The following is a 20309-nucleotide window of genomic DNA, read 5'->3' on the forward strand; positions in this document are numbered from 1 at the left end:
GCGGCATCAGCCAGATGACTCGACCGCGCGGCCCGAGTAGCGGTAACGGAACGGTCTCAGCTCACCCTGAGGGACAGGACAGGCTCCCGTCTCCGGTCAGGACGCGCCCCGGTCCTCCCCCCTCCGCTCAGGAGCGGGCCGGCCCCAGCCGCCCGCTTCCGGCCGGACGGGAGCACCGTGACGCGCATCATGGCCGGTCCAGGCCGGGCGTCGCGCAGCGCGGCGCGGGTGGTGATCCCAAGCCAGGGGAACGCCTGGTAGAGATATGTCGGATCACTCGGTCTTGGAGAACATGGCAGTCGCACCCCTCTGAAGGGGTTACGACTGCGAGGGGTGCACCTCGTGTCCCCCCTGCGCGGCGGCCCCGGACGCGGGCAGCGGCGCCCGCACGCGCCGCTCCGCACCAGCGCTGTGGTACGCCCCCCGTAACGCCCGTGACACCTCGAACCGCGCAGCGGCGCGGCTGCGTCTGCCCGACCTGGCGTACCGGGTCAGTCATGGGCGGCCTCCCCTTGCGAGCCGTGAGGTGACGGCGACGACGGGGCCGAAGATCTCCTCCTGAAAGACGCGCATGCGGCCGGCGCGGGACGCGGGAGCACCCCGTCAGGCGGGCACCGAGTCGCCTGGCGGCACGAGGGGCCCCCGCGGACACGACGACCTAGCATGGGGAGGACGGTAGTCGCGGACATGGGACGCCCGAGATGGTCACGCCGGAGGGAAGCGCGGCGGCGCCGGTGAAGGCGCCGTTCGACCTGGCCTTCGCCGCGTCGGCGCTGATCGACGACTCGGGGACGGTGGTCGGCTGGACGGCCGCCGCGGAGCGGCTGCTGGGCTACCCCGCCGCGGAGGCGCTGCACCGACCCGCCGCGACCCTGCTCGCCTCCCCCCAGCAGGCGGCCAGGGCCGCGGAGATGGCGGCGCAGTGGCGCGGCCACGGCGACTGGGGCGGGCTGGCGGGCACCCGGCACCGCGACGGACGGCGGATCGAAGTGGGCCTGCGGGTGTCCGCCCTGACGGCGCCCGACGGCCAGGAGCGCTGGCTGGTGTCGGCGATCGACCTGGCCCACACCCCGTCCTGGGCGGTGAGCAGCACCATCCTCGAGGGCTTCCTCACCCGGTCCCCGATCGGCATGGCCGTGTTCAGCCCCGACCTGCGCTATGTGTGGCTCAACGAGACGCTGGAACACTTCGGCGGCGTGTCGCGCGAGCGCCGCATCGGCATGCGCCTGGCCGACGTCCTGCCCGGGATGGACACCGCGGCGATGGAAGCCGTCATGCGCAAGGTGCTGCTCACCGGTGAGCCGGTGATCGACCACGAGTTCCGGGGCTGGACGCTCGCGGCCCCCTACCGCGAGCGGTCCTTCTCCCTGTCCTTCTACCGCCTGGACGACGCCGAGGGGCGGGCGATGGGTGTCTGCTACATGGTCACGGACGTCACCGACCGGTGGCGCGCCCGAGCCAGACTCGCGCTGCTCAACGAGGCCGGGGCCTGCGTCGGCAGCACCTTGGACGTCACCCGGACCGCCCAGGAACTGGCCGACGTGTCGGTTCCGCGGCTCGCCGACTTCGTCGCCGTCGACCTGCTGGAACCGGTGCTGCACGGCGGCGAGCCTCCGCCCGGCCACGAGTTGGGCCGGGTGCCGCTGCGACGCGTCGGGATGCGCTCGGTGAACCCGGGCACCCCGGAGCCGATCTGGGCGGTCGGCGAGCGGATCGACGTCGGCGAGGCCTCACCGCACGTGCGCTGCATGACCTCCGGCCACTCCGAGGTGGAGGGCGACATCGCCGACGGCCGGGCGTCGTGGCTCACCGGCGATCCGGCCCGGATGGCCAAGATCCGCGAGTCCGGGGGGCGGTCGATGATGTGGGTGCCGCTGCGGGCCCGGGGCACCGTCCTCGGCGTGGTGACCTTCGTCCGGCACCGTCGGCCCGTCCCCTTCGAGAACGACGACCTGCTGCTCGCCGAGGAACTCGCGGCCCGCGCCGCGGTGTGCGTGGACAACGCCCGGCGCTGGACCCGCGAGCACGAGGCGGCGCTCGCCCTGCAGCGCAGCCTGCTGCCGCAGACACTGGCGGGCGGCATGGCGCTGGAGATCGCCTACCGCTACCTGCCCACCGACATCCAGGACGGTGTGGGCGGCGACTGGTTCGACGTCATCCCGCTGTCCGGGGCGCGGGTCGCGCTGGTGGTCGGGGACGTCGTCGGGCACGGGCTGACGGCAGCGGCGACGATGGGGCGGCTGCGGACGGCCGTGCACACCCTCGCCGACATGGACCTGCCGCCCGATGAACTGCTGGCGCACCTGGACGACCTGGTCATCCGGCTCGCCGAGGAGGAGAGCCCCGACGAGTCCGTGGCCACCGCCGTCACCGGCGCCACCTGCCTCTACACCGTCTACGACCCGGTGACCCGCCGGCTGACGATGGCCCGCGCCGGGCACCCGCCGCCGGCCGTCGTGGACCCCCAGGGCCGGGTCGCCTTCGCCGAACTGCCCGCGGGCCCACCGCTCGGGCTGGGCGCCATGCCCTTCGAGTCCGCCGAGCTCGAACTGGCCGAGGGCAGCGTCGTCGCGCTCTACACCGACGGCCTGATCGACACCTTCGGCACGGACCTGGACGTCGGCCTGAACCGGATCGCACACGCCCTGGCCCGCCCCGGACTTCCCGTGCGCGAGCTGTGCTCGGCCATGCTGGAGCACCTGCCGCCCGGACCGCCCGCCGACGACGTCGCCCTGCTCGTCGCCCGTACGCGCGCGCTCGCCGCCGACCGGTTCGTCAGCTGGGAGCTGCGAGTGGATCCGGCGGTCGTCAGCGAGGCCCGGGCGCTGGCCACGCGCCAACTCGCCGGGTGGGGCATGGAGGAGCTGCTGCCCACCACCGAACTCGTCGTCAGCGAGCTGGTCACCAACGCCATCCGGCACGCCTCGGGGCCGATCCGGCTGCGGCTGATCCGGCAGTCGGTCCTCATCTGCGAGGTGTACGACGGCAGCAACACCGTGCCCCGGCTGCGGCACGCCCGCACCACCGACGAGGGCGGTCGCGGGCTCTTCCTCGTGGCCCAGCTGACCCGCCGGTGGGGCACCCGGTACACCGCCGACGGCAAGCTGATCTGGGCGGAGCAGGACATCCCTGACAGCACCGCCGGCTGACCGCCCGGCCCGTCCGGACCGCCCGGACCGCCGCGCGTCCGGCGGTCGGCGCCCGAGCGCCGCCGCCCGTCCTGGGCAACCCACCCCGTTCCGCCCTGTCCCGCGCTCTTCCACGCCTTTTGCGGTTGTGTCAGTGGGCTGTGCTGAAGTGGATCCGTGGACGCTGCGGAACTCGTCTGGAAGGCGGAGGAAACCATGGCCGATCTCACCGATCTCGCTGCACCCCCGGACGTGGCGCAGGAGCTGGAACGGTATCGCGTGGAACTGACCGGCTACTGCTACCGGATGCTGGGTTCCGCCTTCGAGGCGGAGGACGCCGTCCAGGACACGATGGTGCGGGCCTGGCGCGCCTACGACCGCTTCGAGGGCCGTTCCAGCCTGCGCTCCTGGCTCTACCGCATCGCCACCAACGCGTGCCTGGACATCCTGGGCGGCACGGGACGCCGCGCCCGCCCGATGGACCTGACCTCACCCGGGACGGCCGACGGCCCGCTGCCCGGCACCCTCCCGGAGAGCACCTGGATCTCCCCCGCTCCCGACGGCCGCATCCTGCCCGCGACGAGCGACCCGGCCGACCTCGCCGACCAGCGCGAGAGCGTGCGCCTGGCGTTCATGGCCGCACTGCAGCACCTCGCGCCGCGCCAGCGGGCGGTGCTCATCCTGCGGGAAGTCCTGCAGTGGAAGGCCGCCGAGGTCGCCGATCTGCTCGACACCACCGTCGCCTCGGTCAACAGCGCTCTGCAACGGGCCCGCGCCACCCTCGCCGCCGCCGGCCCCGCCGTGACCGATCCGGCCCGTCCGCTCGACGAGGAGCAGCGCGCCCTGCTCGGCCGCTACGTCGCCGCCTTCGAGTCCTACGACCTCGACACCCTCACCGCGCTGCTCCACCACGACGCCACACTGTCCATGCCGCCGTTCGGCCTGTGGCTGCGCGGGAAGGCGGACATCAAGGCCTGGTTGCTCGGGCACGGCTCAGGCTGCCGCGGTTCGCGTCTGGTCCCGGTGACGGCCAACGGCACTCCGGGGTTCGGGCAGTACCGTCCCGCCCCGGACGGCGGTCACGAGCCGTGGGCCCTGCAGGTCATCGAGATGTCAGACGGCCGGATCACCGGGCTCAACTCCTTCCTCGACACCGAGCGGCTCTTCCCGCTCTTCGGCCTCCCCGCACATCTCGAGCCCCCGGCCCGCTGACCCGTCCAGCCCGCTGAGCGCGAGCAGCTCCCGCAGCGCGCTGCCGGCGCCCCGCAGCCGGATCCGCCCGCCGTGCCGCAGGGCCGTGAGCTGGAGCCGCGCGAGGGCGTCGAGCAGGAGGGCGTCGGGGGCGCCGTCGAGCCCGCCGACGTCGCACACCACCGTGCCGCCGCCCCGCCCCGCCAGCAGCGCCCGCAACCGCTCGAGCATCGGCGGGATCCCGGCGCGGTCGAGCCTCCCGGTCAGGATGAGCACGGCAGGCGCGCCTCCACCCGGCTGCGGCGCGGGCGGCGGTGGCGAAGACGCGGAGCCGGGCATGGGAGACCTCCTGGGGCGGGTTCCGGGTGCGGGCGAGCGGGTCCCCTGCGTCCCCGTGCCCGTACCTCCCTCTCTAGGACGGGCGGCGGGACGGAAATCCATCGATGTCCCGCCGCTCAGCGTCCGAGCAGCGCCGTGATCTCCCGGGGCGACCAGGCCCCGTCCGCGCACTCCGCGAGATAGGCCGCGATGCCGGGCAGGTCCCAGGCGCCCGTCTCGGCCAGTCCCTCGGCGATGTGCCGTAGATAGCTCCCGGAGGGCACGACGTGCCCGATCCCGCCGCAGGCCCAGGGCGCGGTGAACGTGACCACCGGGTGACCGTCCATGTCCCCCGGGTACAGCAGCGTCTCGTACCGCCCGTCGCCCAGCCGGTGCCTGCCGTGCCGCAGCACCTCGCCGAGGTCGAGGTCGGCGCCCGGCGCGCGGTACATCTCCTGGGCGACGAGGTCCGAGAACTGGCCGGCCGTCAGCAGATGCGCCCGTGCCCGCACCCCGCCGCCCGGCGCGCCGCCGTCGTAGAAGGCCCGGCCCCCCGACCAGACAGGCGACCGCGTCGCGAAGTACATCCGCCCCGGCAGCAGCAGCGGCACCGACCGCAGCGGCCGGCGCGCGTCGCGGCAGCCCGGGTACTCCCGGCCGCCGCCGGGCGGCACCCCGCCGGAGAGGTAATGGGTGAGGCGTGTGAGGTGGGTGTTGGAGCCGTACGCCGCATACCAGATGAGACCGGGCGCCCGGCCCCGCCGGCCGGCACCCCGCAGCCCCGTGCGCCGCGCAGTGGTCACCGCTCCATGATGCCGCGGGAGCGGACGGCGGCGCGGTCCCGCGAAAGCGCGGAGCGCCCCGCGCTCCCGGCACAGGCCGCCGGGCCCCACGGATCCGGCACGCAGATGCCGGGGGCAGCAGCCAGGCGACCCGCAGCAACGGCGGCCCCCGCACGGCGACGAACCCCTCGACGTCCGTCTCCGCATCCCTCACACCGTGGTGTCCTTGTCACCGCGTTCCCGTCCGTGCTCCCAGCGGCCTCACATCCGTTCGAACCGGGTGGCACACCGGTTCGGTTGCCGGGAATCCGGGACCGCCCTCGTTCGTTGCCGCCTCGGACGGGCGCGCGACGTGCGGCCGTCCCCAACTGGCAGCAGAAGAAAGGGCGTTCTCCGTGGCAACCGCACCCGACCGGCCGGAAGCAAGGAGCGTCGGCCTGTGAGCAACGTCACCAAGGGCCTCGCCAAGGTCGAGGTCCGGCTCAAGTGGGACCCCAGCCCGATGGGCGCACCCGTCAGCGACCTCGACATCGTCGCGGCGACCTACCCCGCGGACGACCCGCACGGCGTCCCGGCGTACCTCGTCCACTTCGACAGCCGCTCCCCGGACGGCACCATCTCGCTGAACCGCGACAGCAGGACGGGCAAGGGACTGGGCTTCGACGAGGTCATGGCCCTCGAGCTCGACCGGCTGAGCCCCGCCTACGGGCGGGTCGTGGTCGGAGTGGTCGTGCAGCAGCGCGACGGCCGGATGACCTTCGGCGACATCGCGGGCACCGGCGTGCAGGTGGTCGAGGGCCACACCGCCCTCGCCGCCTCCGACCTCGGCGAGGTCGCCGCCGCCACGGCAGCCACCGTGGGCGAGTTCCGTCGCGGCGACGACGGCGCCTGGCACTTCAGGCCCGGTGTCCGCGGCTACGACGCCGACCCGGCGTCCTTCGCCCGTGTGATGGGCGGCGCCGGCGGCTGACCGGCCCCCGGGGACGCCGGCGCCCTCCCGCGACGCGCGCGTAGGGCGCCGGCGTCCTCGCGGCCACGCCCCCGCACGCCCCGTGGCCTCACGCGCCCTGGCTAGACGACGCCCTGCGCTGTCATGGCCTCCGCCACCCGCAGGAAGCCCGTGATGTTGGCACCGAGGACGTAGTCGTCCGGAGCGCCGCCGTACGCCGCGGCGGTGGCCCGGCAGTGGGTGTGGACGTCACGCATCACCTGCGCGAGCCGGGCCTCGGTCCGCTCGAAGGGCCACAGCTCGCGCGACGCGTTCTGCTGCATCTCCAGCGCCGAGGTCGCCACCCCGCCCGCGTTGGCGGCCTTGCCCGGGCCGAAGAGCACGCCCGCCTCCCGGAACACCTCGATCGCCTCCGGGGTGCACGGCATGTTCGCGCCCTCGGCCACCGCCAGCACGCCGTTCTTCACCAGCGTCCCGGCGTCCTGCCCGTCCAGCTCGTTCTGCGTGGCGCACGGCAGCGCGACATCGCATGGCACGTCGAAGACCGAGCCCCGCTCGGAGTACCGCGCCGAGGGCCTGGCCTCCGCGTACGCCGACAGCCGCGCCCGGCGCACCTCCTTGATCTCCTTCAGCAGCTCCAGGTCGATGCCCTTCTCGTCGACGACATGGCCGCCGGAGTCCGAGCAGGCCACCACCGAGCCGCCCAGGGCATACACCTTCTCGATGGCGTAGAGGGCGACGTTGCCCGAGCCGGAGACCACCGCCCGGCGCCCCTCGAAGCCCTGCCCGCGGGTGGCGAGCATCTCGGCCGCGAAGTACACCGACCCGTACCCCGTCGCCTCGGTCCGCGCGTGGGAGCCTCCCCAGGCGACGCCCTTGCCGGTCAGCACCCCCGCCTCGAAGCGGTTGGTGATCCGCTTGTACTGCCCGAAGAGGTAGCCGATCTCCCGGCCGCCCACCCCGATGTCGCCGGCGGGCACATCGGTGTGCTCGCCCAGGTGCCGGTGCAGCTCGGTCATGAACGACTGGCAGAAGCGCATGACCTCGCCGTCGGAGCGGCCCTTGGGGTCGAAGTCGGAGCCCCCCTTGCCGCCGCCGATCGCCAGCCCGGTCAGCGCGTTCTTGAAGATCTGTTCGAAGCCGAGGAACTTCACGATGCCGAGGTCGACGCTCGGGTGGAAGCGCAGGCCCCCCTTGTACGGGCCGAGCGCGCTGCTGAACTCCACCCGGAAGCCCCGGTTGACCCGCACGCGTCCCTGGTCGTCCACCCACGGCACCCGGAAGATCACCTGCCGTTCCGGCTCGCACATCCGCTCCGCGATCCGGGTCCCCAGGTACTCCGGGTGCCGCTCCAGCGCGGGCGCCAGCGAGCGCAGCACCTCCCCCACCGCCTGGTGGAACTCCGCCTCGCCCGGATTGCGCCGGCAGACGTCCGCGTAGACGGCCTCGATGTGAGCACTGACGTTCATGCGCGCCTTCCCTCGTCCGATGTCCCGGAAGCGCCCGCCGTGGCGCCGCGTCCGGCCGTTGCCGTGACAACGAGGGCGGACGGCGGAAGGCAAGGTGTCACCTGGAGCAATCCGCACCCCCGGAGGCACCGGGTCACCCGTACGGCCCGCGGACGGCCTGTGCCGTCGGCCGGTCCTCAGGGACGCTGCGCCGTCACGAGCCACAGCCGGGCGGTCAGCACGACGCCCCTGTCCGCGGTGGCGAACGCGCGGAAGGCCTCCAGCGCGGCGTCGCGGGCGCGGGAGCGCGCCCTCTCGTCGGCCCCGGCCTCGCGCAGCCAGTGCTGCACCGGTCCCCAGCCCATCAGGAAGTCGGCCGCGTCCTCGGCATCGCTCCCCCATACCTGGGGGAGGTCCACCGCCGTCGAGGCCACCCCGGCGAAACCCGCGCCGGTCAGGACCCGCTCGGTGTGCGCGGGGTCGGCGAAGGAGGCCGGTCCGGTGTTCCCGGTGAGGTCGGGTACGGGCACCACGGTCCCGATCGCCCGGTAGATCGTCGTCTGGTCCATGCCCGCGTGGCCGCGCGAGCACACGAAGGCCAGCCGTCCGCCCGGACGCAGGGCCCCGCGCAGATTGCCGAACGCGACGACGGGGTCGGCGAAGAACATCACCCCGAAGCGGCTCACCACCGCGTCGAAGCCCTCCCGGGGGAACGGGTGCACCTGGGCGTCCCCGCGGACGAAGGAGACGCCGCCGAGCCCTTCCCGCTCCACGACGACCGCCGCCTCCCGGAGCATCGGCTCCGACAGATCGATGCCGAGCACGGTGGCGCCGCGCCGTGCGGCGAGGCGGGCCACCCGGCCCGTCCCGCAGCCCACGTCCAGCACCCTGCTGCCCGCCGCGATCGGGAGGTCGTCGAGCAGGCAGCCGTTCGCCGCGTCGTTCAGCGCGTCGTACCGCTCCCGGTACGACGCCCAGTGCCGCCCTTCGTACCCGTTCCACGCCTCGGACTGCTCGCGGTTCACGATCGGATCGCCCATGACGCGAACCTACTGCGCCTTCCGTCCGCGCACGGCCTTCGCCGGCGCCGCCTTGACCTCGTCCCAGCGCGCGGCCTGCGCGCCGGCGAGGGTCCCATGCCGCTCACCAGGCCCTCGTCGGGCCCGGCCGTGCGCACCTGGAGAACGGAGGTCGATCCGTCGGCGGCGGTGACCTCGGCCTGCCCGAACCCGTCGCTGACACGACCGGTGCGGACGACGCGGACCCTGCCGACGAAGTCGGTGCGCGAGGGCGGGTGTTCTCGGGGTACCAGACGGCGCAGCGGCAGGAGCACCGCACACGTGCCGCCCAGGAGCACACCGGCGCTCCGGCCAGGACCCCACTGCCGTTGGACGGCCCGCCGGTCACCCCGGCCCGGCCAGCGCGGTGAACCACGCCCCCGACGCCGATCAGCAGCGACAGCGAGACGGTGACCGGGACCCCGCCCAGTCCGATCCCGGCAAGGAAGCCGGCGAAGTCCCCCGCGCCCCCGTGGTCTCCGCGGTGGGCGTCGACACCCTCACCCCCGTGCCCCCGTCGAGGGCGTCGACGTCCAAGCCACCGAGCAGAGCACTCCCCCAGTACCCGATGGCCACCACGAGCGCGAAGCCGAACAGGGCGCTCGGATGACGAGCGCGGCGTCGAAGAAGTCGCGCACCCCTGCCTTCCCCCCGCTTCGTGCGGCGGCTCCCGTTGTCGGTGCCATGACGATGATGGCCAGGGCCGGGGCCCACACGCATTGCCGAACCTCGGCAATCTTCGCGCCACGTTCACGTCTCATTGACGGCGCAACCGCATGAGCCACGGGTGCGCTCTCCGGCTTTCGGGACTCGAGAGCGAACGGCGTCCACCCCACAGACGTTAGGCCCGCGTCCGAACGGGTCGTCTTTCCGCGCCGCCGATGCGCCTCCGAGGCACCGGGCCGCCGATTGAGCCATGAATGAAGCGATAAGCGGACTGATCACCGCCTGTCACTCCACCCAGCTCGAAGGAGACGCACGATGCGTCGTATCAAGGCAGTGGCGCCGGTCGCGGCCGCCGTGCTCGCCGCGGTCCTCGCCTGCGGACCGCACGCGCAGGCCACATCCCCGGACCGCGACCCCGGCCCCCATGGCGTCGGTGAGCAGGTCATCAGACTGGACGACTCGGTGAGGGAGTTCGCCTCCGTCGACGTGGGCGCCCCGGGAACGAGCCTCGGCGACGAGGCCATCGGCTTCTCGGACTTCTTCCAGAACGGCCGCAAGGTGGGCACCGGCGGCTTCGTCTGCACCGTCATCAGCCTCCAGAACAGCCTGCGGCAGTGCGAATCCACCCTCCGGTTGGCCAAGGGCGACATCACCCTGCAGGGCTTCGCACCCTTCATCGTCAGCTTCCCGACCAGGTTCACCCTGGCGATCACCGGCGGTACCGGCACGTACCGCGACGCCCGCGGCTACATGGACGGCGTCAACATCGACGCCACGCATGCCAGGCTGACCGTCCACGTCACCAGGTGACGTCCGGGCGCAGGGTGCCCGACGGCGCCGCCCGCTCATGACGAAGGGCCAGGTCAGCATCTCTGACCTGGCCCTTCGCCCTTCGAGCGGTCAGGGCCCCTCAGGAACGCGGCCCACTGCGCCGGCCGCTGTCTGGGCCGAACAGTTCCGGTGCCGGCCAACCACCCCGCCTCAGCGGCCACGAGTACGCCATCGACGCCGTTCCGGCTGCCGTCGCCCGCTCCGCGCAAGGGCCTGTCACCGTCCTCACCTCCGACACCGAGGACCTCGGCTGGCTCTGTGGACCCGGCATCGAGGTCGTCGAAGTCCGACGCCGGCAGATCGTGGACGCTCGCGCTCGCGCGCCGCACTCGGCTCGTCCGCGGAACACAAAAAGCCCAGGTTCCCCTCAGGGAACCTGGGCCTCTCTGAGCCGCCTAAGGGAATCGAACCCTTGACCTACGCATTACGAGTGCGTCGCTCTGGCCGACTGAGCTAAGGCGGCAAGCTGCCGAGACAGCTTGGCATCGGCAGCGGGCACAAGTCTACACAGTTCTTGAGGGGCCCCTGACCAGGTGCGGCCGCGGCCGCACCGGACGCAGGGCCGAGGGCCCCTCGCCGTCAGCAGGTCGTGCCGTCAGCCGGGGGCGTGCCCTCCAGGAGGTAGCGGTTGACGGCCGAGTCGATGCAGTCGCTGCCGCGGGCGTACGCCGTGTGGCCGTCGCCGTCGTAGGTGAGCAGGACGCCGGAGTCGAGCTGGCCGGCCAGGGACTCGGCCCACTCGTACGGCGTCGCCGGGTCGCGGGTGGTGCCGACGACGAGGATGGGGTCCGCGCCGGCGGCCTCGATGCGGTGCGGCCTGCCGGTGGGCGGGACGGCCCAATAGGCGCAGATCATGCTCGACCACACGAGGTTCTTGCCGAAGTGCGGGGACTCCTCGGTGAAGGCGGCGACGGACTGCTCGGCGGCCTGCGGACCGGACAGGGCCGGCGGCAGGTCGAGGCAGTTGACGGCGGCGTTGGCGTACATGAGATTGTCGTAGTGGCCGCGGCTGTCGCGCTCGTAGTACGTGTCGGACAGCGCCAGCAGACCGCTTCCGTCGCCCTTGTTCGCCTTGGTGAGCGCGGCGCGCAGGGTCGGCCACGTCGACTCGTCGTACATCGCGGCGATCACGCCGGTGGTGGCGAGCGCCTCGGTCAGCTTGCGGGCGCTGCCGGTGCTCAGCGGCTTGGAGTCCAGTCGCTCGAAGAGGGCGTCGAGGCGGTGCCCGGCGTCCTCGGTGCTCTTGGTGCCGAGCGGACAGTCGCGGTGCGTGATGCAGTCCGCGGCGAAGGCGTCGAAGGCGATCTCGAAGCCGGAGGCCTGCCCCCGGCTCGCCTCGAGTGCGGAGATCGACGGGTCGACCGCGCCGTCGAGGACGAGCCGGCCGGCCTTGTCCGGGAAGAGCTCGGCGTAGGTGGCGCCCAGGAAGGTGCCGTAGGACTTGCCGACGTAGGTCAGCTTGCGGTCGCCGGCCAGGGCGCGGAAGACGTCCATGTCGCGGGCGGACTCCACCGTGCTGACGTGCCGCAGCAGCTTGGCGGAGCGCTGCTCGCAGCCCCCGGCGAACTCCTTGTCGGCGGCGACGAGGGCGTTGACCTCCGCGCCGTCGTCCGGGGTGACGTCGGTCGCCGTGAAGGCGTCCATCTGGCGGTCGCTGAGGCATTCGACGGGCTCGCTGCGGGCCACGCCGCGCGGGTCGATGGCGGCCATGTCGTAGCGGGAGGTGACCGCCGAGGGGTAGCCGAAGGCCGCGTACTGCAGGTAGTCGATCGCTGAGCCGCCGGGGCCGCCCGGGTTGACCAGCAGGGTGCCGAGCCGCTTGCCGGAGTCCTCGGCCCGCTTCCGGGCGACGGCGAGCTTGAGGTCCGTGGCGGCGGACGGGTGGGCGTAGTCGAGGGGGACCCGCATGGTGGCGCACTGCATGCCCGGCATGTCCTTGCATTCGCCCCAGGACAGGCGTTGCTCGTAGTACGGCCGGAGGTTGCCCAAGGCGTCCGCGGCGACGCCCGAGGGCGGCCCGCCGAGGGACCCCGCCGGGGACGATGCGGCGGCACGGTGGGTGCTGCCACCGGTCGTGCACGCGGACAGCAGCAGCCCGGCGACGGCGAGGACGGTGCCGGAGGTACGGAGCAGGCGCGGGGTGTGCATCGGAGCCTCGGTTCCCTCGTGGTGGTGGTCTGGAGCGTATCCGCAGGGCCGGTGGCGAACCGTCCTGCACAGCCCTCGTACGGGTGATTCCGGCCCGCGCCGTCAGGGACGGTAAGGGCCGTCGAGCTTCTCGGTCGCGTAGCCGGCGACGAGGGCGAACAGCCGCCGCCGAGGCGCGATGCCGTCCAGCAGCCGGACCTCGGCGGTCACGTCGCGCACCCGCCCGCGCAGGGCGACGGCCGAGCGCCGCGCGGCCTCCTGTCCGGAGGGTACGGCGAGCAGCAGCGCGGGGCGCGGCGTGCCGCGCCCCCTGGTGTCGCGGCCGTCGGGTGAGTACGGCTGCGGTCCGGACCGGTCGATCCCCGCGTAGCCGCCCGAGACGCCGATCGCCGAGACGAAGTCCCGGGGGTCCGCCAGCTGCTGCCGCACGACGCAGGCCGCGTCCTCGTCGACGCCCAGCAGCGCCCGCGCGGAGCGGCCGGGCAGGACGCGGTAGAGCCGGGCCACCGCCGCCGGGACGGGCGCGGGGCCGGCGTCGGGGTCGCAGCGGGCGGGCATCACGACGACGAAGGGGTCCGCGACACCCCGCAGCGACTGGGCGGCGAACCCGGCGAACAGATCCGGGTCGGCGGGGTCGACGTGGGCCACGACCAGGGGGAAGTAGACGCCTGCGGAGTCCGGGTAGTCGTACTGCGGTGGCAGCCAGACCCGCGTGCCGTCGGACAACTGCTGGAGCGTGCCCCCGGCGGGGTGACCAAGGGTGCGCGGCGGCACCAGCCCGGCATCGGCGGGGTCGGACGGCACCGGCCGCGGCGGCGGCGACGGGCGGGGCGGCGGGGACCCCGCGGCGGTGACCGAGTGGGGCGGGGAGGACGGCGGAGCCCCGGAGCCGGGCGGCAGGTCGGCCGCCAGGGTGATCACCACGGTGGCGGCCAGCGCGGAGCCGGCCCCGCGCAGCAGCGTGCCGACGCGCTTCACGGGCAGTTCGTACACGCGGCCCGCGCGCTGCTCCCACCAGTGCCGCAGCGCCGAGCGGGCGAGCGCCACCGCTGCGGCCCCGGCCGCAGTCAGCAGCGCGTACAGAACGACGACCTCGGCCACCTCGGGCACGTGCGGCACCACCTCGCGACGTCCCCAACGGTGCTTCGGGCACGGGCGGCACCCGCGCCGGAGGCAGGGGGGAGCGCATCCCGTGCGCTGGGATCACCCCCGCGGGGACAGCGGCCGGGGGCACCGCACAGCAGCCTGCGGTAAGGCCCGGCGCACCGGGGAGCGGCAACGCGCGGGCAGCGCAAACGATCACCCGTCCGCCGGATGATCAAGGGCGCGGCGCCACTCGCGCGCGGGCCGTCCGGCACGCCGCGCGGCCGTCCCGCGCGCCCGGGGGTCCATCGGACCTGCCGGGGGTCGGCCCACACGCTGGGGGGACTGTCCCACCCCAAGGGGCAACGCGCACGCAGGCCGCCGACCCACCCCAAGGGTCAACCGCACGCAGGCGCCGACCCACGCCAGGAGCCGTCCCGCGCGGCGCTGTGTCAGCCCGCACGCAGGCCGCCGACCCACCCCACAGGTCAACCGCACGCAGGCCGCCGACCCACGCCACGGGTCAACCGCACGCAGGCCGCCGACCCACGCCAGGAGCCGTCCCGCGCGGCGCGGTGTCAGCCCGCACGCAGGCCGCCGACCCACCCCCAAGGGTCAACCGCACGCAGGCGCCGACCCACGCCAGGAGCCGTCCCGCGCGGCGCTGTGTCAGCCCGCACGCAGGGCCAGCGTCATCGCCTCGACCGCCAGCAGCGGCGCGACGTTCCTGTCCAGGGCTTCACGGCAGGCGAGCACCGCCTCTATCCGGCGCAGGGTGTTCTCCGGCCGGGAGCCCGCCGCGATCCGCTCGACGGCGTCCCGGGCCTCGACGTTGGCGATCGCGACGGAGGTGCCGACCTGCACGGCCAGCACGTCCCGGTAGAACCCCGCGAGGTCGGTGAGGGCCAGGTCGAGGGTGTCGCGCTGGGTGCGGGTGGACCGGCGCTTCTGCCGGTCGGCGAGCTCCTTCATCACGCCCGCCGTGCCCCGCGGCATTCGGCTGCCCGCCCCCGCGGCCGCGCCCAGCGCCGCGCGCAGCTCCTCGGTCTCCTTGGCGTCCATCTCCTCCGAGACCTGCTTGGCGTCCTCCGTCGCCGCGTCCACCAGCTCCTGCGCGGCCTTGAGGCAGCCCCCGACGTCGTCCACGCGCAGCGGCAGCCGCAGCACGGCCGCGCGGCGACTGCGCGCCGCCTCGTCGGTGGCGAGCCGGCGGGCGCGGTCGATGTGGCCCTGCGTGGCGCGCGCGGCGGCCCCGGCGAGCGCGGGGTCGATGCCATCGCGCCGGACCAGCACCTCGGCGACGGCGTCCACGGGCGGGGTGCGCAGCACCAGGTGCCGGCAACGCGAGCGGATCGTCGGCAGCACGTCTTCGATGGACGGCGCGCACAGCAGCCACACCGTCCGGGGCGCGGGCTCCTCCACCGCCTTCAACAGCACATTGCCGGCACCCTCGGTGAGGCGGTCGGCGTCCTCCAGCACGATCACCTGCCAGCGGCCGGAGGCGGGCGAGAGCGTGGCGCGGCGGACGAGCTCGCGGGTGTCCTTGACGCCGATGGAGAGCAGGTCGGTGCGGACCACCTCTACGTCGGCGTGCGTACCCACCAGCGTCGTGTGGCAGCCGTCGCAGAAACCGCAGCCCGGCGCGCCGCCCAGGGCCCGGTCCGGGCTGACGCACTGCAGGGAGGCGGCGAAGGCACGGGCGGCTGTGTCACGGCCCGCCCCGGGCGGGCCCGTGAACAGCCAGGCGTGCGTCATCTTCGACGCGGACGGCAGCGTGGTGCCCGCGGCTGCCGCCGTCACAAAGGCGTCGGCGTCCCGCGCGGCGGCGGCCAACTGCTCCGTCACCCGGTCCTGGCCGATCAGGTCGTCCCATACCGCCATCGCGCCCGCCCGTCCTGTGCTGCCGTCTGCCTCTCGCGTCTCCGGCCGGCTCGCGGCCTCGAGACCCCACCATTGTCGGGCACACCACCGACACAGGGATGCGCCGCTGCGCGCCCGGCACCTGGCGCCGGCTTCGCGAGTCCTGCGCGGCCCCCTGCCTACGAGACCCGACAGCGGACGGGCCGGTGGCCGCGCCATAGGCTGCGCGGCCAGGCCCGGCAGGGCCGCGACGGCGGCAGCCGCGCCGCCCTACAGCGGCAGCCGCCGCACCCCGCCCGCCACCGCACGCTGTTCCGGCACCTCCGTGCCCGTCCAGCAGGAGCCGCGCCGGGCCAGCAGGCGGCGCAGCCAGACCTCCGTGGCGACCAGGTCGGTGAGGCCGTCGACGGGCACCGGTTCGCCGTCCGCCGCCGCGCGCAGGGCGCCCCGTACGACCCGGGCCTCGACGAGTCCGGCGTCCGCGAGCAGCGGGGCCTCGAAGAGGTCGAGCAGGTCGTCGACGGCCGACCGCAGGCCGGCGCGGACGGCGACGGCCGTGGAGGCGTGCGAGTTGGCGCCCCAGCCGGGCGGCAGCTCACGGATGCCCGCGCCCGCCAGGACCGAGCGCAGGATCGTGGCGCGGGCCCCCGGCTGGACGCGCAGCGTCTCCGGCAGCTCCCGGCACGCCCGCACCACCTGGTTGTCGAGGAAGGGCGCGTGGAGCCGCTGGCTGCGCACAGCCGCGGCCTGCTCGAAGACCCGGTGGTCGGCGGCGTGCCGGGCGAGCGCGGCGCGTGCCCGGCGCTCACCGGGACGCTCCACTGTTCTGCCCGGCCGGGCCACCGCTTCCTGCAGCCGCACCGACACCTCGGCCAGCGCCTCACCGGTCAGCCAGCGCGCCGCGGGCCCCGGCCGGCACCATGTGAGGGCGGCCAGAGACGCGGCCAGCGCGCCGCCGTGCTCCTCGAAGCGCCGGTTCATCAGCCGTGCCGCGGCGTCCTCCACGCCCTGCCGGTAGCTGGTGCGGGCCAGCCGTCGCGCCGCCCGGTACACGGTGAAGGGCACGAGGACCGAGCGCCCGGAAGGACCGTCCGCCCGTGCCAGGGCCGTGACGGGACGCAGCAGGCCGCGCCGCCGCCGGTCCAGCAGCAGATCCGCGAGCCGCGCCGGATGGGCGTCCAGCACCTGCCGTGCGCCGTGCCCCACGAAATGGTCGGCGCCGCCCGCCGCGAGGCGCCGCCGGTGCCGTTCCGCGGTGATCAGCGAGGGGCCCGGTTCGTCGGTGAGCGGCCCGCTGTCCAGGAGGTCGGCGTACGGCAGGGACTCCGGTCCGCCCGGCACGACGACATGGCGCAGGCGGGGGTCGGCGGCCATGCTGCGGGCCCGTTCCAGCTCCGCCTCGCGCGCCCGGACGGTTCCCGTGGCGAGGTCGTTGAAGGTCACCGCCAGCAGCCGCTGCCCCGCCGCGGAGCCGCGCCCGGGCATGGTGCCCGGCATCCCCGGCAGCCCGGCGGCGAGCAGGGCGAGCGTGGAGGAGGCGCTGCCCCCGGAGAGGTCGGCGCCGACGCCCGGCGCCGGGGCCTCGCCCGGTTCCGGTACGAAGCGGGGCCCGGCAAGGCGCGTCCGGACGGCGTCCACCAGAGCGTCGCGTATGCCGGCGATCGCGCGCTCCGGATCGGCGGCGGGGGCCGGAGTGCCGGCGACGGCGAGCGAGGCGGTGGGCTCGTAACCGCTGACCTCGGGCACCCCGTCGCGCATGATGAGCGCGTGCCCGGGCGGCACCCGGCGCACCCCGGCGTACGGGGTGCCCTCGCCGAGCGCCTCGGGCGAGTCGGGGCAGGCCAGCAGCGCCGCGAGATAGGTCACGTCCAGGGCGGCCTCGGTGAGGTCGGCCAGCGGCAGCGCGGCCGTTCCGTACGCCGTGCCCCGCTCCCACCGGGTGTGGAACACCGGCCGGGCGCCCGCGAGGTCGCCCAGCACCGTGATGCGGCGGCCGATCTGCAGGACGCAGGTGTAGCTCCCGGCCCAGGCCGTCAGATGGCGCAGCGCCCCGCCGCGCGCCGCGAACAGCCCGACGCGCAGGTCGGCGTCGGAGGCCGCGCAGTGGCCCAGCACGGCCAGTCGTGCCATGGAGCCGTTCTCGGCGTGGACGATCCGCACCTCGTCGCGGCGCCAGTCGCCCACCAGCCACAGCGGATCGGGGTCGTCCCACAGGAGTCGGGCGCCGACGGGATGCAGGGTGCGGTCGGCGCGTACGCCGGGAAGCTGTCCCACGGCAGCGCTGCTCCACCCCACCAACCACCGCATCGCCGCCTCCACAGGTCGTGGATTACGTGGGCCACCGTGGCCAACCGGCCCCGCGGCAGGCCGAACTGCCGCCCCGTCCGAGGAACATGCTGCCACGGAGCGGCGCACAAAGCGGCGCATGAGGGCATGCCTGAGCGCCGGACCGCGCCCCACACGCGGTCCGGTGCGGACCGGTTCGGCCCAACTCCCCACTCGAAAAGGTCATTTGGAGCGGGCAACCGGATTTCAAACGTCGCCTTCAGGTCAATGTCCGGGCAGCCCGCTTTCGCCCGATGTGCGACGTGCGGAGGTCGCGGTCCGGGAGGTGTGCCGCACCCCCCGGACCGGTCCGCCACCCGCGGGGATGGTGGTGACGGAGCCCCCTGACCCGCCGCTACCCCCCATTAGCCGCACATAGGAGCCGCGGGCCGACCCACGCCACCATGGAAGCGCCACCGCCCGAACCGGTACAGAGCGCGCGTGTGGGCGCACGGCCGCATACGCCGGTAGCACGCGCCACACGCAGGAGTCGCCAGGCCACATGCAGGGCAGGAATCTCGCCATCCGGGACAACAACTCTTAACGGACGGGATACGGCGAACTACGCTGGGTGCACCCGAGAAGCGCTGTCCCGGCAGCTCGGGGTCCGGCGCATGCCCGATGGCGGGCAGCGGCGGCCCCGACACCCCTCCCCGAGAGGCGCCGGGTCAGCCGTTGTTGTGCGTCGAGAGGGTGTGACAGGCGTGGCAGGCGAACGCGGCCCTCGCGCTTACGGCGAGAGGTGGTAGTGGTCGTGACCAAAGAACCCCGAGGACCCAACGAGAAACTCGGCACCCTCCTCGCCCTGGCCGGCATCAGCAACGCGGGACTCGCCCGCAGGGTCAACGACCTCGGCGCCCAGCGCGGTCTGACCCTGCGGTACGACAAGACCTCCGTCGCCCGCTGGGTCACCAAGGGCATGGTGCCTCAGGGCGCCGCCCCGCACCTGATAGCGGCGGCGATCGGCAGCAAGCTGGGCCGTCCCGTGCCCCTGCACGAGATCGGCCTCGCCGACGCCGACCCCGCGCCCGAGGTGGGCCTCGCCTTCCCGCGCGACGTCGGGGAGGCCGTCAAGTCCGCCACCGATCTGTGGAAGCTCGACCCCGGCCGACGCGGCCCGGGCGGCGGCGGCATCTGGCAGAGCCTCGCCGGCTCCTTCGCGGTCAGCGCGTACGTCACGCCCGCCTCCCGCTGGCTGATAACCCCGGCCGACGCCCGCGTCGCCCGCGAGGACCCGGCACCGGGCACGCACCACGTCGGCCACTCCGACGTCGCCAAGCTCCGCGAGGCAGCGGAGGACGCCAGGCGCTGGGACTCCAAGTACGGCGGCGGCGACTGGCGTTCCGGCATGGTCCCCGAGTGCCTGCGGGTCGAGGCGGCGCCGCTTCTGCTCGGCTCGTACAGCGACGAGGTCGGCCGCTCCCTCTTCGGGGCCACCGCCGAACTCACCCGGCTCGCCGGGTGGATGGCCTTCGACACCGGTCAGCAGGAGGCCGCCCAGCGGTACTACATCCAGGCGCTGCGGCTCGCCCGCGCCGCGGCCGACGTCCCCCTCGGCGGCTACGTGCTGGCGTCGATGTCCCTCCAGGCCACATACCGCGGCTTCGCCGACGAAGGCGTGGATCTGGCCCAGGCCGCGCTGGAACGCAACCGCGGTCTCGCCACGGCCCGCACGATGTCCTTCTTCCACCTCGTCGAGGCGCGCGCCCACGCCAAGGCCGACGAGAGCGCCGCCTGTGCCACGGCGCTGGCGGCCGCCGAGTCCTGGCTCGACCGCGCCCGCGACGGCGACGCCGACCCTCCCTGGCTCGGCTTCTACTCCTACGACCGCCTCGCCGCGGACGCCGCCGAGTGCTACCGCGACCTGCGCGTGCCCGGGCAGGTGCGCCGCTTCACGGAGACGGCACTCGCACAGCCCACGGAGGAGTTCGTGCGCTCGCACGGCCTGCGGCTCGTCGTCTCGGCGGTCGCGGAGCTCGAGTCCGGCAACCTGGACGCGGCCTGCGCGGCCGGGGCCAAGGCGGTGGAGGTCGCCGGGCGGATCTCGTCGGCCCGGACGACGGAGTACGTGCGCGACCTCCTGCAGCGGTTGGAGCCGTACGGGAACGAGCCGCGCGTCGCGGAGCTGCGCGAGCGCGCCCGTCCGCTGCTGGCCGCCCCCGCGTAGCCGCCCGCCGGGGCCGCGAGGGGTGCTCTCGGCGCCCCTCGCGGCCCGTGCGGCGCAGCCGGAGGCGGTGATGGGGGCAGTACTTCGGCGGGCTGCGGACGGGGGCGGAGTGCTGTCGCGGCGGTTGCGATTCGGCTCTCCCGCCGTCTCGCGCCCTTCAGGCGCACAGAGGCGGACTGCGGAGAGGGCGGGCTGGGGCGGCCCTCCTCGGCAGTGTGCGGGCCCGGGTGGCCGGCCGAGGTCCAGGCGCCGGAGCGGGGTCGGCGCCTGAACCCACGCCACCCACCCGCCCGCGCAGCGGAGCCTCAAGCAGGCACCCTCCCCGTCCGCAGCCCGCATCTGCGCGCCCCGGCGC

General features: G+C 74.5%; 13 protein-coding genes and 1 tRNA gene. 5 read left to right on the plus strand and 9 right to left on the minus strand.

The window, feature by feature from the left end:
- Positions 1 to 701 precede the first annotated feature (701 nt).
- Both AC3ET4_RS10525 and AC3ET4_RS10530 read left to right on the plus strand, forming a co-directional pair.
- Positions 702 to 3149 carry a SpoIIE family protein phosphatase gene (locus AC3ET4_RS10525; RefSeq protein ID WP_431948364.1) on the plus strand — a complete coding sequence of 816 codons (2448 nt, stop codon included), beginning with the start codon at positions 702 to 704 and terminating at the stop codon, positions 3147 to 3149.
- Between the two features lie 195 nt (positions 3150 to 3344).
- Entirely contained in the window at positions 3345 to 4340 is a 996-nt protein-coding gene (locus tag AC3ET4_RS10530) for a sigma-70 family RNA polymerase sigma factor (protein ID WP_431948410.1), read from the plus strand.
- On the opposite strand, the gene AC3ET4_RS10535 is transcribed toward AC3ET4_RS10530, so the two are convergent.
- Both AC3ET4_RS10535 and AC3ET4_RS10540 read right to left on the minus strand, forming a co-directional pair.
- Complete coding sequence (locus AC3ET4_RS10535) at positions 4242 to 4595, minus strand: STAS domain-containing protein (protein WP_431948366.1); 354 nt, start codon at positions 4593 to 4595, stop codon at positions 4242 to 4244. The genes AC3ET4_RS10530 and AC3ET4_RS10535 overlap by 99 nt on opposite strands.
- A gap of 179 nt (positions 4596 to 4774) precedes the next feature.
- Positions 4775 to 5440 carry a histone deacetylase gene (locus AC3ET4_RS10540; protein ID WP_431948368.1) on the minus strand — a complete coding sequence of 222 codons (666 nt, stop codon included), beginning with the start codon at positions 5438 to 5440 and terminating at the stop codon, positions 4775 to 4777.
- A 418-nt stretch (positions 5441 to 5858) separates the two neighbouring features.
- Here AC3ET4_RS10540 and AC3ET4_RS10545 point away from each other — a divergent pair, with 418 nt between their 5' ends.
- Entirely contained in the window at positions 5859 to 6389 is a 531-nt protein-coding gene (locus tag AC3ET4_RS10545) for a TerD family protein (protein ID WP_431948370.1), read from the plus strand.
- A 101-nt stretch (positions 6390 to 6490) separates the two neighbouring features.
- On the opposite strand, the gene gdhA is transcribed toward AC3ET4_RS10545, so the two are convergent.
- Together gdhA and AC3ET4_RS10555 are read right to left on the minus strand one after the other, a co-directional pair.
- The gene (gdhA, locus tag AC3ET4_RS10550; RefSeq protein WP_431948372.1) at positions 6491 to 7837 is read right to left on the minus strand and encodes an NADP-specific glutamate dehydrogenase; all 1347 of its coding nucleotides are present in this window, start codon (positions 7835 to 7837) and stop codon (positions 6491 to 6493) included.
- Between the two features lie 176 nt (positions 7838 to 8013).
- Complete coding sequence (locus AC3ET4_RS10555) at positions 8014 to 8856, minus strand: class I SAM-dependent methyltransferase (protein ID WP_431948374.1); 843 nt, start codon at positions 8854 to 8856, stop codon at positions 8014 to 8016.
- A 999-nt stretch (positions 8857 to 9855) separates the two neighbouring features.
- Between AC3ET4_RS10555 and AC3ET4_RS10560 the strand changes: the two genes are divergently transcribed.
- Positions 9856 to 10350 carry an allene oxide cyclase barrel-like domain-containing protein gene (locus AC3ET4_RS10560; protein WP_431948376.1) on the plus strand — a complete coding sequence of 165 codons (495 nt, stop codon included), beginning with the start codon at positions 9856 to 9858 and terminating at the stop codon, positions 10348 to 10350.
- Positions 10351 to 10760: 410 nt separating this feature from the next.
- Here AC3ET4_RS10560 and AC3ET4_RS10565 read toward each other — a convergent pair.
- From AC3ET4_RS10565 to AC3ET4_RS10585, 5 genes are all read right to left on the minus strand, one after another.
- Positions 10761 to 10834 (minus strand) — tRNA-Thr (locus tag AC3ET4_RS10565).
- A 116-nt stretch (positions 10835 to 10950) separates the two neighbouring features.
- Entirely contained in the window at positions 10951 to 12519 is a 1569-nt protein-coding gene (locus tag AC3ET4_RS10570; RefSeq protein ID WP_431948378.1) for an alpha/beta hydrolase, read from the minus strand.
- Positions 12520 to 12621: 102 nt separating this feature from the next.
- Positions 12622 to 13629 (minus strand): alpha/beta hydrolase, encoded by a 1008-nt coding sequence (locus AC3ET4_RS10575; RefSeq protein WP_431948380.1) that lies wholly within the window; start codon positions 13627 to 13629, stop codon positions 12622 to 12624.
- Between the two features lie 642 nt (positions 13630 to 14271).
- Positions 14272 to 15483, minus strand: coding sequence for a DNA polymerase III subunit delta' (locus AC3ET4_RS10580; protein ID WP_431948382.1), 1212 nt, complete (start codon positions 15481 to 15483; stop codon positions 14272 to 14274).
- 249 nt (positions 15484 to 15732) lie between these two features.
- Positions 15733 to 17769, minus strand: coding sequence for an asparagine synthase-related protein (locus tag AC3ET4_RS10585; RefSeq protein ID WP_431948384.1), 2037 nt, complete (start codon positions 17767 to 17769; stop codon positions 15733 to 15735).
- 772 nt (positions 17770 to 18541) lie between these two features.
- Here AC3ET4_RS10585 and AC3ET4_RS10590 point away from each other — a divergent pair.
- Positions 18542 to 19954 (plus strand): NsdA family TPR-like regulatory protein, encoded by a 1413-nt coding sequence (locus AC3ET4_RS10590; protein ID WP_431948386.1) that lies wholly within the window; start codon positions 18542 to 18544, stop codon positions 19952 to 19954.
- Positions 19955 to 20309: the final 355 nt, after the last annotated feature.

It is taken from the genome of Actinacidiphila sp. bgisy167 (assembly GCF_057707665.1).